The 15,875-nt window shown below is 55.5% G+C and carries 13 protein-coding genes and 4 tRNA genes; all 17 read right to left on the minus strand.

Annotated elements, in window-relative coordinates; translation table 11 throughout:
• Positions 1 to 431: 431 nt before the first annotated feature.
• Positions 432 to 508, minus strand: a tRNA-Pro gene (locus A6U95_RS13800).
• A 76-nt stretch (positions 509 to 584) separates the two neighbouring features.
• Positions 585 to 671: transfer RNA gene (locus A6U95_RS13805), tRNA-Leu, on the minus strand.
• Positions 672 to 718: 47 nt separating this feature from the next.
• Positions 719 to 794 (minus strand) — tRNA-His (locus A6U95_RS13810).
• Positions 795 to 864: 70 nt separating this feature from the next.
• A tRNA-Arg gene (locus A6U95_RS13815) sits at positions 865 to 941 on the minus strand.
• Between the two features lie 135 nt (positions 942 to 1,076).
• Complete coding sequence (locus tag A6U95_RS13820; protein WP_065684888.1) at positions 1,077 to 2,480, minus strand: amino acid permease; 1,404 nt, start codon at positions 2,478 to 2,480, stop codon at positions 1,077 to 1,079.
• Between the two features lie 346 nt (positions 2,481 to 2,826).
• Positions 2,827 to 3,567, minus strand: coding sequence for a lipopolysaccharide N-acetylmannosaminouronosyltransferase (gene wecG / locus A6U95_RS13825; protein WP_065684889.1), 741 nt, complete (start codon positions 3,565 to 3,567; stop codon positions 2,827 to 2,829).
• Positions 3,568 to 3,575: 8 nt separating this feature from the next.
• On the minus strand, positions 3,576 to 4,943 hold the full coding sequence (gene wzyE / locus A6U95_RS13830) for an ECA oligosaccharide polymerase (protein WP_065684890.1): 1,368 nt from the start codon (positions 4,941 to 4,943) through the stop codon (positions 3,576 to 3,578).
• Complete coding sequence (locus A6U95_RS13835; RefSeq protein ID WP_065684891.1) at positions 4,940 to 6,025, minus strand: TDP-N-acetylfucosamine:lipid II N-acetylfucosaminyltransferase; 1,086 nt, start codon at positions 6,023 to 6,025, stop codon at positions 4,940 to 4,942. The genes wzyE and A6U95_RS13835 overlap by 4 nt, the downstream gene beginning before the upstream one ends.
• On the minus strand, positions 6,022 to 7,272 hold the full coding sequence (gene wzxE / locus A6U95_RS13840; protein WP_065684892.1) for a lipid III flippase WzxE: 1,251 nt from the start codon (positions 7,270 to 7,272) through the stop codon (positions 6,022 to 6,024). Before wzxE ends, A6U95_RS13835 begins: the two co-directional genes overlap by 4 nt.
• 1 nt (position 7,273) lies before the next feature.
• The gene (gene rffA / locus A6U95_RS13845) at positions 7,274 to 8,404 is read right to left on the minus strand and encodes a dTDP-4-amino-4,6-dideoxygalactose transaminase (RefSeq protein ID WP_024484180.1); all 1,131 of its coding nucleotides are present in this window, start codon (positions 8,402 to 8,404) and stop codon (positions 7,274 to 7,276) included.
• Positions 8,391 to 9,110 (minus strand): dTDP-4-amino-4,6-dideoxy-D-galactose acyltransferase, encoded by a 720-nt coding sequence (gene rffC, locus A6U95_RS13850; RefSeq protein WP_065684893.1) that lies wholly within the window; start codon positions 9,108 to 9,110, stop codon positions 8,391 to 8,393. Before rffC ends, rffA begins: the two co-directional genes overlap by 14 nt.
• A complete protein-coding gene (gene rfbA / locus A6U95_RS13855; protein WP_059199113.1) occupies positions 9,088 to 9,969 on the minus strand; it encodes a glucose-1-phosphate thymidylyltransferase RfbA in 882 nt (293 codons plus the stop codon). The genes rffC and rfbA overlap by 23 nt, the downstream gene beginning before the upstream one ends.
• Before the next feature lie 184 nt (positions 9,970 to 10,153).
• A complete protein-coding gene (rffG, locus tag A6U95_RS13860) occupies positions 10,154 to 11,221 on the minus strand; it encodes a dTDP-glucose 4,6-dehydratase (protein WP_037434473.1) in 1,068 nt (355 codons plus the stop codon).
• The gene (gene wecC / locus A6U95_RS13865; RefSeq protein ID WP_024484184.1) at positions 11,218 to 12,480 is read right to left on the minus strand and encodes a UDP-N-acetyl-D-mannosamine dehydrogenase; all 1,263 of its coding nucleotides are present in this window, start codon (positions 12,478 to 12,480) and stop codon (positions 11,218 to 11,220) included. Before wecC ends, rffG begins: the two co-directional genes overlap by 4 nt.
• Positions 12,477 to 13,607: a UDP-N-acetylglucosamine 2-epimerase (non-hydrolyzing) gene (gene wecB, locus A6U95_RS13870; RefSeq protein WP_021181555.1), complete on the minus strand. Its 1,131-nt coding sequence runs from the start codon at positions 13,605 to 13,607 to the stop codon at positions 12,477 to 12,479. The genes wecC and wecB overlap by 4 nt, the downstream gene beginning before the upstream one ends.
• Positions 13,608 to 13,693: 86 nt before the next feature.
• On the minus strand, positions 13,694 to 14,746 hold the full coding sequence (wzzE, locus tag A6U95_RS13875; RefSeq protein ID WP_021181556.1) for an ECA polysaccharide chain length modulation protein: 1,053 nt from the start codon (positions 14,744 to 14,746) through the stop codon (positions 13,694 to 13,696).
• A gap of 20 nt (positions 14,747 to 14,766) precedes the next feature.
• On the minus strand, positions 14,767 to 15,864 hold the full coding sequence (gene wecA, locus A6U95_RS13880; RefSeq protein WP_024484187.1) for a UDP-N-acetylglucosamine--undecaprenyl-phosphate N-acetylglucosaminephosphotransferase: 1,098 nt from the start codon (positions 15,862 to 15,864) through the stop codon (positions 14,767 to 14,769).
• Positions 15,865 to 15,875 lie beyond the last annotated feature (11 nt).

Here is a 15,875-nt window from a genome sequence, read left to right on the forward strand (position 1 = left end):
GATCGACCTGAGAAATAGGTCGATCATCATGGGTAAAGGATGTTAAAAAGTGTTCACCATGTCCTTGAACACCTGTCTACCATGTCCCCGGTCTGTACAGGGAGAGGGTTAGGGTGAGGGTCAACACGATATCTCGGGTATCGGACACCCACCATTTCCGCCAGTATAAAAAGCAAAAAAGCCGCTCATTACTGAACGGGCTACACAAATTCCAGACGTAAAAAAACCTGCTTAAAAAAGCAGGTTTCTTTGAAATTGGTCGGCGAGAGAGGATTCACTCGTATCGTCCATGATACTCGCCCCTTCGGGGTATCGCTGACGCGATATGCAAATCTGTTCCCGACAGATTTGTCGACCTCCTTCGGAGGTTCTCATCCTCATAGACTTCAGACGTAAAAAAACCTGCTTAAAAAAGCAGGTTTCTTTGAAATTGGTCGGCGAGAGAGGATTCGAACCTCCGACCCACTGGTCCCAAACCAGTTGCGCTACCAAGCTGCGCTACTCGCCGATTTCTTGTTGCTGATACTACTGAACTTTCCAGCTTATGTCTATGTAAATATTAAATTTATCAGACATTTTGTGTGTGGTGCGAAGAGAGGGACTTGAACCCTCACGTCCGTAAGAACACTAACACCTGAAGCTAGCGCGTCTACCAATTCCGCCACCTTCGCACTGTCACAAAACAGCTTTCAATTCTTTTACTTTACCCTAGGTAAAGTGGGGTGGCTAATGGGGCTCGAACCCACGACAACTGGAATCACAATCCAGGGCTCTACCAACTGAGCTATAGCCACCATAACTACTTTATCTACTGCTTACTTCACGCGGTAATCATACCACCGCAGCTCCTGCGCACAAAATTAATGGCGCGCCCGACAGGATTCGAACCTGAGACCTCTGCCTCCGGAGGGCAGCGCTCTATCCAGCTGAGCTACGGGCGCGTAGCGCCGTTGCGGGTGGGGATACTACGGTTTTATGCCCATCCTGTCTAGTGCTTTTTCTCAGAAATGTTGAGTTCGCTGACCCTTTGCTCACTCTTGCAGCAGAAAGGGCCCGACAAGGCCCTTTTCGTAAGCTTAGCGCTGACTTTCTGTCCGCTTTTCAGGCTGATGATGGACTTTATGCATACCGAATACAAAGTAACACAGGCTCACCGCAGCCAGGAAAATCATCCCCACCACCAACGAAATCCGCGTATCCGGATTGATCCCCATGCCAACCAGCACACAAATCAGGAAAGCGATGGTCAGGTAGTTCATGTAAGGGAACATAAATGACTTGAAGCTGTGAGTCTTCATCGCTTCTTTATGGGCACGGCGGAAATAGATCTGGCTGATCAGCACCACGAACCACGGCATCATGCCCGGCAGCACGCTGGCGCTATAGACATAGACGAACACCTGCTGAGGATTGGGGATAACGTAGTTCAGCGCAGACCCCACCAACAGGCAAATGATGGTAACGGCAATACAGTTGACCGGTACGCCGCTGGCAGAAAGCCTGGTCAATGCCGCAGGCAGTTGGCGGTTCTTGGCCAGGGCATAGAGCATGCGGCCGCCGCTATACATGCCGCTGTTGCAGCCGGAGAGCGCGGCAGTCAACACCACAAAGTTGATGATACCTGCGGCGGCGACGATACCAATCTTGGCAAAGGTCAGCACAAACGGACTGCCTGCGGTGCCGATACCGTTCCACGGGAAGATGGTGACAATCACGAAGATGGCACCGACATAGAAAATCAGGATACGCCACAGGATGTTGTTGATCGCACGTTTGAGCGTCACCTGCGGGTTTTTGGCTTCCCCGGCGGTAATGCCGACCAGCTCAACTCCCTGGTAAGAAGCTACCACGATACACAGGGCAAACAGGAAGCCTTTCCAGCCACCGGCAAAGAAGCCGCCGTGAGCCGTCAGGTTGGCAAAGCCCGTCGGCTGCCCGCCGTTACCGAAGCCGAAGAAGATCACCCCCAAGCCCACCAGGATCATCACGATAATGGTGGTGACCTTGATCATGGCAAACCAGAACTCCAGCTCACCGTACAGGCGCACCGCCGCCAGGTTGGCTAACGCGACCATAGCGACCGCAATTAACGCAGGCAGCCACTGCGGTATCTCTGGGAACCAGAACTGCACATAGACGCCGATAGCCGTGATTTCCGATATCCCCACGGCAAGCCACATAAACCAGTAGCCCCAGGCGGTGAGATAGCCGAAAAAGGGGTTCATGTATTTGTGCGCATAGACAGCGAAAGAGCCCGCCACCGGCTCCAGGAACAGCATCTCCCCCATCGAACGCATGATGAAGAACACAAACAGGCCAGCGATGATATAGGCCAGCAGCACCGAAGGCCCTGCCCATTTCAACGTACTGGCTGACCCCATAAACAGACCCACGCCGATCGTGCCACCCAGGGCGATCAGCTCTATATGTCGCGCTTCTAACCCGCGATGTAAACCTTGTGGTTTTTCTTTGCTTGCCATACATCCTCAATCATATTTTTGATGCTGTTTTGCCTGCCGATCGGTGCCGGTCATTATTGTTTTAGACAAGTTGAGTGTAATTCATCCCCCGCCGGGCAAAACGGAACTTAAGGAGTCATCCGCACAATTTAATTGCGGGGAAGTGCCGCTGCAGCCTGGGGAAATTTTCGGGCGCTATGGTTTCGCATTTTGCCGCTATAAGCAAACCGCGAATTAAAACCTTATGGAATAAGTGACGAGGGAATGATTGACCGAGGTTATAGCTTTGACCACGTTATGGCCGATAGGGAGATTATTTGAGCAAAACAGACGCTGGAGCAACGGAGAGGCTGCTCCAGCCGAAGGATCACATCTTGCCGGTGTAGTAATAGCCGACGAACTTGAGTAGTCGAAGCTGGCGGCGAATACGGCTCGGCTGGCTGAGCAGGCGGTAGAGCCACTCCAGGCCCAGATTCTGCCACACCTTGGGCGCGCGCTTCACATGGCCGGTAAACACGTCATAGGTGCCGCCAACCCCCATATACAACGCCTGTGGATGCACCTTGCGGCAATCCCGCATCAGGATTTCCTGTTTGGGTGATCCCATTGCCACGGTCACGATAGCCGCGCCGCTGGCACGAATGCGTTCAAACAAGGCATCCCGCTGTTCCGGCTTGAAGTAGCCATCCTGGCTGCCTACCAGATTCACATTCCACTGGCTACGCAGCTTCTGCTCGGTCTCTGCCAGCACCGAAGGCTTGCCACCCACCAGAAACACCGGGGTGCCTTCCTGCCCGGCGCGCTGCATCATGGCTTCCCACAGATCGGCCCCGGCCACGCGAGACACCTCCGCGCCAGGATACTTGCGGCGGATTGAGCGCACCATGCTGATGCCATCGGCATATTTGTACTCAGCCTCATCCAGCAAGGCATGCAGCGCCGGATCGGTTTCCGCATTGAGGATTTTCTCGGCGTTCATCGCCACCAGGGTGCCCTGCTTGACCCTGCCACCGTCGAACAGAAAATCCATACACTGCGCCATGTCGCGAAAGCCCCACAGGCTGAAACCACGCAGCTCATACTTGGGAACCGAAATGTTTGCTTCCATTGTCACTATTACCTTGGCACAAGGGAGTTGGCAACGGGAGCCAACGCGCGCTTGCGCATAATTCGAGTTTTGATAAGCCCGGCAGCATCAAACAGCCAGTACAGTAATTTTGCCAATACCAGGCAGGCACCAAAAATGATGCAGAAGAACACCACGCGTGAGACAAAGGAATCAACCCCCTCACGCGCCAGCACGATGATATTAAACACCGCACCAAAGCAGAACCCTTGCAAAATCGCCGCCTTAAAGCGGTTCTGTTCACTTTTGCCCAGCTCATACAGCCAGTCGAACCACTTGATGATCAGGCCCACCACAATGGCGCCCAGCGGGATAAACAGCACCCCCCCCATCACCACCAGCGAACCAATCAGCGTCGGGGAAATCGCCAGCCCGGAATGGTTGTCCAGCACTTCCCAGGTAAAGTAGTTGGCGGTATTCAGCACCAGATCAGGCCGCCCCGGCCACAACCAGGCAGGGATAAAGACATAGAAATCACGCACGATCGGGGCCAGCCCCTGGAAATCGATCTTGTCGTAATTTTGCAGCAGCAGCCCCAGATTCTCCCACGGCGAGAAGGTATCACGCGTCAGATACAGGAAAGTGTAGAACGCTTCCGGGCCGCTGACATCCAGGCTATAGCGTTTTAACGCCAGCCAGAACATGCCGACAATGCCAAGCACCCCGGCGGCTACCAGCATCCACAGCGAGATCCAGCCGCGCACAATGCCGATAAACAGGAATAGTGCGAACGCGATGATGATGTTGGCACGGGTACCGCCCACGATCACGTAGGTCAGAATGCCAAACGCCACCGTGGCCGCCAGGAAGAAGAACCAGGCGCGCAGATCCTGCTTCAGGAAATAAACCACCAGCATCGCCGGGATGAAGAAGTAGAAGAAGCGCTTGAGCGCCACCCCTGACACATCGCTGGAGAAGATTTGGCTGTAGGAGTTGAGCTTGAACAGCAGGAAACCGTTTTGCATAAAGAAGATGCCCACGGTGCCGATCGCCACCAGCGCCAGCAATATCCAGGTGATATGCGTCTCAACCCGGTTCATGGTGAACACCGGCTTATGCGGCTGACCAGTGCGTTTACGCAACCGCGTCTTGTAGCTGACGTAGTAAATCGCGTAGAAGGCGGTGGCGGAGAGAATGGCGTACAGCAGGAACTCTACCGGCACCACGGCCACGTCAAACTGGAACACCAGTAAGCAGGTCAGCGGGAAGCCAAAGTAAAACGTCAGCAGATAGAGCAGGGAAAAGAAGACGTTAAAGTTGAAGCGGACGCGCCGAAACTCCTGATAGGTCAGGGTGAGCACAAACAGAGCCCCGATCAGATAGACGACAAACAGTCCGCCAAACTGTGCCAGCGTCATGGGTTTTCCCCCGCCGCCAGCGCCAATGCCTGCTGCCAGCCATCCACGTAGTTCGGATTGAAAAAGGCGATGGATTGCTTATCCAGCGTTGCCAGTTGGCGCTGTGATTCGCGCACCACGGCTTCATCCAGCGAATCGCCATAGAACAGCACCGGCAGATGCTGCTCGGCCAGGTCCTGCCAGAACGGGTTCTTGCGGCTCAGGACAAAAGGCACGCCAAACTGGATCAACAGGCACAGCGTACCGATCCCCTGCTGGCGGTCGAAAATGAAGTAGCCGAGATCGCATTCACGCAGGATATTGAGATAATCGTCAAACGCCACCTGCTGGGTCAGCAATTGCAGGTTCTGCTCGGAGAACAGCTTCAGGCCCGCCGCACGCACCTGGGCAATATAGGCGTCATTATTGGCCGGATAGCCCATCGGCAAAATCACCCGCACTTTGTCACCAAATTGCTGATGGATCGCCTGTAACGCCTCGATATGGCGGTTGGTGGTATCACCAGAGTTGCCCACCAGGATGGTCATCGGCCCGGCCAGGTTCTTTTCAACTTCGATGCCTGTCAACGCTGGGTCCATCCGCGTCGGGAAATACAGCAGCGAGGCCGGAACGCGCGCGTGCCGCTGCTGGTAGTGGATCAGGTCGCCTCGGGTAGCAAACACGTGGCCAATCCGCCCTTGGGCAATGCGGCGCAGCACGTAGAACAGGCGATATTTCCAACTGGTGGCATTTTCATACAGATCGGCCCCCCAGATATGCCAGCTCACCTGGCGCGGCTTGATTTTGCCACTCAGCAAGGCCAGCCACAGCGCCGCGTTAAACTGGCCATGCAAGAACAGGCGGTTGTCACGGCTGGCCTTGGCACGGGCAATCACGGCCTCTGCGAGGCTCTTTTTGCCGGGGAAAGCCTCGATGGTCAGTTTGGGAAAGTGACCCAACGCGGCCACGTCTTTGGCTGCCACCATGAAGTGACACACTTGTTCTGGGGGCAGACGTTCGGCCAGCACGTCGTTAAAGAAGCGCAGCACCGTCTGATTATGATGCGGGATATCAGATCCCAGTACGTGGATTAGTATGGTCATACTCGTCTACGATAAAGAATAAATACGCAGCTACAGAGCGCAAAATACACGATGTAGGTTGCCATATAGGCCTGTGCTGCCCCTAATGCGCCGTGCAGTGGGATCAGCCAGTGCGAGAACAGCGTCAGCAAGGCAAACTGGCTGACCTCTGTCAGAATATAAAAACGTAGCGACGCCTTGGCGATCACCAGGTAACCAAAGACATAGGCCCCGACTTTCAGCACGTCCCCCACCAGTTGCCAGGCAAACAGATCGCGCATGGCAACGAATTTCTCTGAGAACAGCAGCCAGATGGCGAAGTCACGCAGCAGCCAGACGGTAAAGCTGGCAGCGGCGACCGCAGGCAGCACAAACTTCAGCGAGCGCACGATCTCCCGCGAAATAGCGCTTTTCTCTTGCAGGCGCGACAACGTTGGCAGCAGGTAAACGGTGAAAGAAGCGGTAATAAACTGCAGGTAGGCATCGGAGATACTGCTCACCCCTTGCCAGATCCCCACTTCGTCCCAGCCGTAATGCTCTGCCAGCAGGTTACGCATCATTACATAGGCGACCGGCAAGGTCACGGAGGTGATGAGCGCCATCAGGGTAAACTTACCGAGATGGCTGGCCAGCGCCTTATCCCAGGCCAGCGCCAGATAGCGCAGCGGCAGCGCCTTGCGCCGCCACAGCATGAAACCGGCAGGCAACACCACCAGGGCGGGAACCAGAGCCAGCCCGGCCAACGCGCCTTCATAGCCGCCCAGCTTAAAGCATAGCGTAAAGGCAACCACACCGATCAGGCTGCCAGCGATCACCGCCAGCGCGTTACCCATCGCATCGCGATAACCTTTGAGGATCGCCAGGAACAGGTTGGCGTAGGCAATCCCCATCTGGATAAACGCCACCGCCCGCACCACGTTCACATAGTCACCATGGCCAAACAGCCCACGGCTGATCGGCTCGGCAGCAAACAGGAACACCAGCGCCAGCAGGGTTGAGAAACCCAGCACGATGCTGGATGCGGTACCCACCGCCACCCGCAACCGCTGCGGATCCTGATGGTATTCCGCCACATACTTGGTGATACCGTTAAAAATCCCGGCACCCGACAGCACGCCCAGCACGGTGATCAACTGGCGGAAGTTACCCGCCTGCCCAACACCGCTGGGGCCGAAGGCCACCGCCAACATTTTTACCACCAGCAACCCCACGCCGATCTTGATCAGCGTGGAGCCAGCGGTCCAAATCGATGCTTTTGCCAGCGACATATCAGGCGAGGAAGCTCAGGATGGTATTGATCACCGTACGTTGATTGACGTCTGACATGTTAAAGAACAGCGGCAGACGCACCAGGCGCTCGCTCTCTTTGGTGGTGAAGCGGTCCTCGCCGGAGAAACGGCCAAACTTCTCACCCGCCGGGCAGGCGTGCAGCGGGATGTAATGGAACACCGACATGATTTCGGCTTCTTTCAGGTAGTCGATAAACGCGGTGCGATCCTGCACGTCTTTCAGCTTGATGTAGAACATATGGGCGTTATGCACGCAGTTGGCCGGAATGACCGGCAAGGCGATACGCCCCGCAGCCGCCAACGGTTTCAAGGCATCGTAATAGTTCTGCCACAGCTTCAGGCGGCGCTGGTTGATCGTCTCGGCGGCTTCCAGCTGCGCCCACAGATAAGCGGCTTGCAGATCTGACATCAGATAGCTGGAACCAATATCGCGCCAGGTATATTTGTCCACCTGACCACGGAAGAACTGGCTGCGGTTGGTGCCTTTTTCACGGATCACTTCGGCACGATCGATCAGAGCCGGGTCGTTAATCAGCGTCGCGCCACCTTCACCGCCAGCGGTGTAGTTTTTGGTCTCATGGAAGCTGAAGCAACCGATGTGGCCAATGGTCCCCAAGGCTTTGCCTTTATAGGTCGACATCACGCCCTGCGCAGCATCTTCTACCACCATCAGGTTGTACTTCTTCGCCAACGCCATGATGGTGTCCATTTCGCAGGCCACGCCAGCGTAATGCACCGGCACGATGGCACGGGTTTTATCGGTGATCGCCGCTTCAATCTTGGTTTCATCGATGTTCATGGTGTCTGGACGCAGATCGACAAACACCATCACCGCCCCGCGCAGCACAAAGGCGTTAGCGGTGGATACGAAAGTGTAGCTCGGCATGATCACTTCATCACCCGGCTGGATATCCAGCAGGATGGCGGCCATTTCCAGTGACGCGGTGCAAGACGGCGTCAGCAGCACTTTCGGGCAGCCGAAATGCTGCTCCATCCACTGCTGGCAGCGACGGGTAAAACCACCGTCACCACAGAGTTTGCCGCTGCTCATCGCAGCCTGCATATAATCGAGTTCCGTGCCAACAACCGGTGGAGCGTTAAATGGGATCATGTAAACCTCTATAGAACCAATACGCGGTGCTTTCTAGGGTGGCACCGTGCCGTTGATAGAGCCGTAACGCGGCAATATTACTTATCTGAGTCGCGATCCGCAGGCGCTGCAGCCGTTGCTGCTGGCACCAGGCGATCGCGGCAGTCATCAGCCGAGAACCGGTCCCTTTACCTTGTACACCTGGGAATGCCGCCAGCAGGCCGATACGCGCCTCTTGCTGGCCGATATCACGCAGGCTGACAAACCCTTCTGGCTCCCCATCGCTGCCCAGCACAAGCAGGCACTGATGGTCAAACGTCCCCAGCACCGCTTTTTCAATCCAGGTGGCGTAAAAACGCCCGCTGTCCTGCGGCTGATACCAAGGCGCGCGAAAACGGCTGGCGGCAAAAACCTTGGCCGCCACCGAACGCAACAGTGGAATATCTTCAGGCTGGGCGATGCGGATAGCCGGTAAATTCAATGCACAATCTGTGCCAATTGCCAGGGCAAAGTCCACTTCGCCCTCTACCAGCCGAAATCCCACACCAGCCAAACCATCGGCCAAGTCCAGGCGCTGAGCCGGGATCTTGGCCTGAACCAGCGCAAACGCATCCAGTTCAGTTGCCGTCAGCGCGGGAGCCGCATCGTCAAAATGCAGTTTGGCGCTAGAGAGTTGGAAATACTCGCTTTCCCAACCCAAAGGCTCAATATTGGCGTGGACGGACATGCAGTAAATCCAGTAAGTATTTGCCATAACCGGTTTTGGCTAACGCCTGCGCCGAGCGTCTTACGCCATCATCATCCAGCCAGCCGTTACGCCAGGCGATCTCTTCCAGACAGGCAATCTTGAACCCTTGGCGCTTCTCTACCGTCTGCACAAAGGTACTGGCTTCGATCAGGCTGTCGTGGGTGCCGGTATCGAGCCAGGCAAAACCACGCCCCAGCAGCTCGACGCTCAATTCGCCACGTTCCAGATACATCTGGTTGATGCTGGTGATCTCCAGCTCGCCACGTTCGGAAGGCTTCACCTGCTTGGCGAAATCCACCACCTGGTTGTCATAGAAATAAAGGCCGGTGACCGCCCAATTGGACTTTGGCTTCAGCGGCTTTTCTTCAATCGACAGCGCGCGGAAGTTATCGTCGAACTCCACTACGCCAAAGCGCTCTGGGTCCATGACCTGGTAACCAAATACCGTGGCACCTTTCAGACCCTGAACCACGCTTTTCAGTTTCGGGCTGAAGCCCTGGCCGAAGTAGATATTGTCGCCCAGCACCAGGCAGCACGGCTCACCGCCGATAAACTCTTCGCCAATCAGGAAGGCCTGCGCCAACCCGTCCGGGCTCGGTTGTTCGGCGTAGCTGAGGTTGATGCCAAACTCTTCACCGCTGCCCAGCAAACGGCGAAACGAGGGCAGATCTTCTGGCGTAGAGATAATCAGAATATCGCGGATCCCGGCCAGCATCAGCACCGAGAGCGGATAGTAAATCATCGGTTTATCGTAAATGGGCAGCAACTGCTTGGAGACGCCGCGGGTGATCGGGTGTAAACGCGTCCCCGAACCGCCGGCTAGAATAATACCTTTCATCGTCACTCCTGACTCACCTTCGTTACGCGAAAGTTCTTTTTGCCATACGTTAAGTAAACATACCCAATAGATTTCGAGCCACAGCCAGGCGGCAAGTACGTCAGTCCCCAGGAGCTTATACATAATAAGTGACTGGGGTTGACGTACGCAGCCAACAACGCTGTGGCCTGAAAGATGAAGGGTATTACTGGCTTAAGCCTAAACGTTCCCCGGCATAAGACCCGTCTTGCACTCGGCGCCACCAGGTTTCATTGTTCAGATACCAGGAAACCGTCTTGCGGATGCCGCTTTCAAAGGTTTCCTGTGGGCGCCAACCCAGTTCACGTTCAATTTTGCCCGCGTCGATGGCATAGCGCATATCGTGGCCAGGGCGATCTTTAACGTAGGTGATCAGATCGCGATATTTCGCCACGCCCTGCGGCTTGTTCGGTGCCAGCTCTTCCAGCAGATCGCAGATAGTCTGTACCACTTCGATATTTTTGCGTTCGTTGTGGCCACCGATGTTATAGGTTTCCCCAATCACACCTTCTGTCACCACCTGATATAACGCCCGCGCATGGTCTTCCACAAACAGCCAGTCACGCACCTGCGCCCCGTCGCCGTAGACCGGCAGCGGTTTGCCGGAGATGGCATTAAGGATCACCAGCGGCACCAGCTTCTCTGGGAAGTGGTAAGGGCCGTAGTTGTTGGAGCAGTTAGTCACGACGGTGGGGAAACCGTAGGTACGCAGCCAGGCGCGCACCAGGTGGTCGCTCGAGGCCTTGGAGGCGGAATACGGGCTGCTTGGCGCGTAAGGCGTAGTTTCGGTAAACAGATCGTCGGTGCCGTGCAGGTCGCCGTACACCTCATCGGTAGAGATATGATGGAAGCGGAAAGCCTGCTTTTTCTCTGCCGCCAGCGCCTGCCAATAATGACGGGCAGCCTCCAGCATGGTGTAAGTGCCCACTATGTTGGTTTCGATAAAGGCCGCCGGGCCGTCGATCGAGCGGTCAACGTGGCTTTCTGCCGCCAGGTGCATCACGAAATCCGGCTGGTACTGCGCAAATACGCGGTCCAGTGCGGCACGGTCGCAGATATCTACCTGCTCGAAAGCATAGCGCTCGTTGTCCGCCACACCCGCCAGCGACTCCAGGTTACCGGCATAGGTGAGCTTATCAACCACCACCACGCTGTCGCGGGTACCCTCGATGATATGTCTTACTACGGCAGAGCCGATAAATCCGGCCCCGCCAGTGACCAAAATACGTTTCAACGCCAAACTCCTTTGGTATCCACGATCCAGGACTGCTTAATCTCTTCCGGCCTGATGGCCTTGAATTCTTTATGATCGACCAGCATCACGATCACATCCGCCTGCTGTAAGGCCTCAGGCAGTTTTTTCAGCGTAACGTGGCCCGCCAGTGACTTCGGCAATTGCTCAACGTTAGGCTCGACCGCCAGGGTTTCACCCACGTGCCAATCGGCAATCAGGTGAGCCACTTCAACCGCCGGGCTTTCACGCAGGTCGTCGATATTGGGTTTGAACGCCAAACCGAAGCAGGCAATTTTCACTTCAGAAGCGCGCTTGTTAGTGGCCGCCAGGCAATCTGCCACGGCTGCCTTGACTTGATCGACCACCCAGAGCGGTTTGCCGTCGTTAACTAGGCGCGCAGTATGGATCAGACGAGCCTGTTGCGGGTTCTGTGCCACGATGAACCAAGGATCAACGGCGATACAGTGCCCGCCCACGCCTGGGCCAGGTTGCAGAATGTTGACGCGCGGGTGGCGGTTGGCCAGGCGGATCAGTTCCCACACGTTAATGCCTTGCTCGGCACAGATCAGCGAAAGCTCGTTGGCAAACGCGATGTTAACGTCGCGGAAGCTGTTTTCCGTCAGTTTGCACATCTCGGCGGTGCGCGAGTTGGTGATCACACACTCACCTTCGAGGAAAATCTTGTACAGCGCGCTGGCGCGCTCGGAGCATTTTGGCGTCATCCCGCCAATCACGCGGTCGTTCTGGATCAGCTCAACCATTACCTGCCCAGGCAGCACGCGCTCAGGGCAGTAGGCAATGTTCACGTCGGCCTGCTCACCGGCATCCTGCGGGAAACTCAGATCGCTACGCGCCTCTGCCAGCCACAGAGCCATCTGCTCGGTAGCGCCCACCGGTGAAGTAGACTCCAGGATCACCAGGTCGCCTTTTTTCAGTACCGGTGCCAATGACTTGGCGGCGGCTTCAACATAGGCCAGATCGGGTTCGTGATCCCCTTTGAACGGCGTGGGTACGGCGATCAGGAACGCATCGGCCGCCAGCGGTTTAGTCACCGCCTGCAGGTAACCGCCTTCTACCGCTTCTTTTACCACGCGATCCAAATCAGGTTCGACGATGTGGATGGCACCGCGGTTAATGGTATCTACCGCGTGCTGGTTAACATCTACGCCCACCACTTTTTTCTTGCGGGAAGCAAACGCCGCCGCCGTTGGCAAACCGATATAACCCAGGCCAATAACTGAAATAGTGTTAAAACTCATAGTGTCACCTGATGATTCTTTAAAGCTTCGAGGATACGTTGGCAGGCATGCCCGTCACCGTACGGGTTATGCGCCCGGCTCATGGCGTGGTATTCGCCTTCGTCTGTCAATAACCGGGTTACCGCATCAACAATTTTAGCTACATCCGTTCCCACCAGCTGTACCGTGCCGGCATCTACCGCTTCTGGCCGCTCGGTGGTATCACGCATCACCAACACCGGTTTACCCAGCGATGGCGCCTCTTCCTGAATGCCGCCTGAGTCGGTCAGGATCAGATAAGATCGCGTCATCAGATAGACAAACGGCAGGTAATCCTGCGGATCGATCAGAATGATGTTATCGATCCCCTTCAAAATACGGTTGACCGGCTCGCTGACGTTCGGATTGAGGTGCACTGGATACACCACCTGCACATCAGGATGCTGAAGAGCAATCTCGGCCAAGGCGCTACAGATGCGCTCGAACCCACCGCCGAAGCTTTCGCGGCGGTGCCCAGTCACCAGGATCAGCTTTTTGTTGGCATCCAGGAAAGGATAACGCTGGTCAAGGCTGCTGCGTAGCTCTGGGTTGTGCATGATGCGGTCGCGCACCCACAGCAATGCATCGATCACGGTGTTGCCCGTGACGAAAATATGGTCGTCCCGCAGCGATTCACGTAACAGGTTCTGCCGTGAATTTTCGGTTGGCGAGAAGTGATACATCGCCAAATGCCCCGTCAACTTACGGTTGGCCTCTTCAGGCCACGGAGAATAGAGATTACCGGTACGCAGACCCGCTTCCACATGCCCCACCGGGATACGCTGATAAAACGCCGCCAGGCTGGTCGCCATGGTGGTCGTCGTGTCACCGTGAACCAACACCACGTCCGGCTTGAAGTCCTCCAGTACGCCTTTGATCCCTTCCAGAATGCGGCAGGTGATTTCACTCAGCCCCTGGCCCGGTTTCATAATATTCAGGTCGTAATCCGGTACGATTTCAAACAAACGCAGTACCTGATCCAGCATCTCGCGATGCTGTGCCGTAACGCAGACTCTTGACTCAAAGGCATCATCCTGAGCCAGAGCATGTACCAGAGGTGCCATTTTGATGGCTTCCGGTCTGGTGCCAAAAACAGTCAACACTTTCACAGCGAATCTCTTTTGGTCGGTGAAGTGCAGGCGAACCTGCAAAGTTGGGCACTCAGTGCCCAACAGCGAAATTATTATATTATTGATTAACTACGTGGCCGGCGTACCAAGGCAACGCCCGCACCAATCAGGCCACCGATTGCGCCCCACATAATCAGCCAGAATACCCGGCGTGGGCTATCACGTTTCACCGGCTCTTCCGGCGTACGTAAATAGCGGTAGGTCTGGAATTTGGCATCTAACGTCGGGCCGACGTTCAAAGTTGCCAGCATGGCCCGATTCTGATCGTAACTCACATCGTAAGCCGGGCCGGAAGCCTGTAAACCTTCCAGGCGCGCCTGCAGCATGGGTTTGCCCAACAGGAACAGATCGGAGTCTGGCAGTTGTTCGGCTGGCGTATCGGTCTGCGTACGGCTAATCCCCTGCTGTTCGGCGATTTTCAGCGCCTGCTGCACGGTCTTGAGCTCACGCTGATACACCGCATCGGCTACCGCTTCCTGGCGTTTGACCTGTGCACTCATCGAGGTGGTACGCGCCGCCCAGGCTCCCTGGATCTCTTCATTCAGATGCTGCGCCGCACGGTGGCTGGCAAAGGCAACATACTGACGCAGCAGATGGTTGGAGTCTGGCGCGGTCTCGGCGGTGAGTTTCACGCTGTCATTCAGCACTTTTTTGTCGTCGCGCGGCGTGAACTGAATATTGTTAATCAGATCATCAAGCAACGCCGCATCGGCACGGGCATCCCCTTCCTGGCGCTGTTTGTAGTAATCGCTTTGCAGCCAGAAATCACGGCGCGTGTCATAAGCGGCCAACTGCATGATAAATTCATTATAGGCTTCATCGGCGATGCCTGGCTGATCGCTGGCAACCGCAGGCAGCGTGCGCTGATCCAGGTTACGCAGGAACTGCTGCTGAGAGTAATATCCCCCCAGCGCATTCACCGTTGGCTTATCGGTGATCGCCGTGGCGCTCCACTCCTGTTTCACCAGGTAGGAAACGATCAGCGCGACGGCAGCAAACAACACCGCGAAACCGATAATCCATTTTTTGCCGCGCCACAGGGTGCAGCATAGACCTCGGATATCGAGTTCGTTATCGACCACCGGGGTATTCTTGTCAGACGTTGTTTCAGGATTCATCACTGCCCTAAAGCCTCAGGTTAAGGTACTTGCTTATTGTTCGTTGCATTCCGCAGGCGGCGCTTGAGACGTTTGATATAGCGCGCAACCCGCCATGCACGTTTAATGCAATAGCCATACAAGAAGAATGCAAGCAAGAATAATGCCAACATAACCCATTCAGGTATGAAAGTCAGACGTTCGCCTATCACACCAACCGCCGCCAACAGCGCTGCGGCCAAGGTGATGAGCACAAAAGCCTGACGAGGCGTAAAGCCCGCTCGCATAATCAAATGGTGGATGTGTTGACGGTCTGGCGAGAACGGGCTCATGCCCTTACGCAGACGGCGATACATGATGGCAATCATATCCATCAGCGGGATGGCGATAATCCACAGCGCGGTGACCGGTTTGATCGGATGGTTTGGCCCTTGCGAGCTTTGCACCAGCAGCCAGATGGCGGTAAAACCGATCAGCGTACTGCCGGCGTCACCCATAAAGACCTTATAGCGACGGCCAAGGATGCCGAGGTTGAGCAGAATATAGGGAACAATGGCCGCCAGCATGGCGAAACACCAGAAGGCAAGCTCGCTATGGCCGCCTTGATACAGCAGGATCCCCATTGCGCCGAACGACACGCAGGAGAGACCGCCGAGCAGGCCGTCGATACCGTCGACCATGTTAAAGGCGTTAATCGCCGCCCAAACGGCAAACAGCGTCACCAAATAGCCAAACGGCCCCAACTGCATTTCCCAGCCACCAAACACATAGCCGAGGCTGCGCAGATAAAGGCCAGCAAACACCATCATGGCGATACCGACCAGTGCCTGAATGGTGGCGCGGATCTTGACGCTAATATCGAAGCGATCGTCCAGCGCCCCGACGAATACCAGGACACCGGCGCAGGTGAGATAGAGTTTGCTATGCGCAATCGTCTGGTCGGTGATCAGGAAGGCAAAGCAGATGCCAGCGTAAACAGAAATCCCACCCACCAGCGGGATCAGCCCCTGATGACGTTTGCGATAATTAGGCTTATCAACCAAACCAATAGGTTTTGCTGCCTTGCGAGCAACAAATAAAAAAGCCAGAGAAAACAGAAAAACAAAAAGAATTTCAGTACTCATGGTGAGTAAGTTCACGGTTAACAAAT

This window comes from Serratia sp. 14-2641 (genome assembly GCF_001692375.1).
Classification (GTDB): Bacteria; Pseudomonadota; Gammaproteobacteria; order Enterobacterales; family Enterobacteriaceae; genus Chania; species Chania fonticola_C.

What these genes read in the sequence shown, in the direction of transcription:
- A6U95_RS13820 (WP_065684888.1), bottom strand. Translation starts at nt 2,480, where the DNA reads ATGGCAAGCAAAGAAAAACCACAAGGTTTACATCGCGGGTTAGAAGCG.
- wecG (WP_065684889.1), bottom strand. Translation starts at nt 3,567, where the DNA reads ATGGAAGCAAACATTTCGGTTCCCAAGTATGAGCTGCGTGGTTTCAGC.
- wzyE (WP_065684890.1), bottom strand. Translation starts at nt 4,943, where the DNA reads ATGACGCTGGCACAGTTTGGCGGACTGTTTGTCGTCTATCTGATCGGG.
- A6U95_RS13835 (WP_065684891.1), bottom strand. Translation starts at nt 6,025, where the DNA reads ATGACCATACTAATCCACGTACTGGGATCTGATATCCCGCATCATAAT.
- wzxE (WP_065684892.1), bottom strand. Translation starts at nt 7,272, where the DNA reads ATGTCGCTGGCAAAAGCATCGATTTGGACCGCTGGCTCCACGCTGATC.
- rffA (WP_024484180.1), bottom strand. Translation starts at nt 8,404, where the DNA reads ATGATCCCATTTAACGCTCCACCGGTTGTTGGCACGGAACTCGATTAT.
- rffC (WP_065684893.1), bottom strand. Translation starts at nt 9,110, where the DNA reads ATGTCCGTCCACGCCAATATTGAGCCTTTGGGTTGGGAAAGCGAGTAT.
- rfbA (WP_059199113.1), bottom strand. Translation starts at nt 9,969, where the DNA reads ATGAAAGGTATTATTCTAGCCGGCGGTTCGGGGACGCGTTTACACCCG.
- wecC (WP_024484184.1), bottom strand. Translation starts at nt 12,480, where the DNA reads ATGAGTTTTAACACTATTTCAGTTATTGGCCTGGGTTATATCGGTTTG.
- wzzE (WP_021181556.1), bottom strand. Translation starts at nt 14,746, where the DNA reads ATGAATCCTGAAACAACGTCTGACAAGAATACCCCGGTGGTCGATAAC.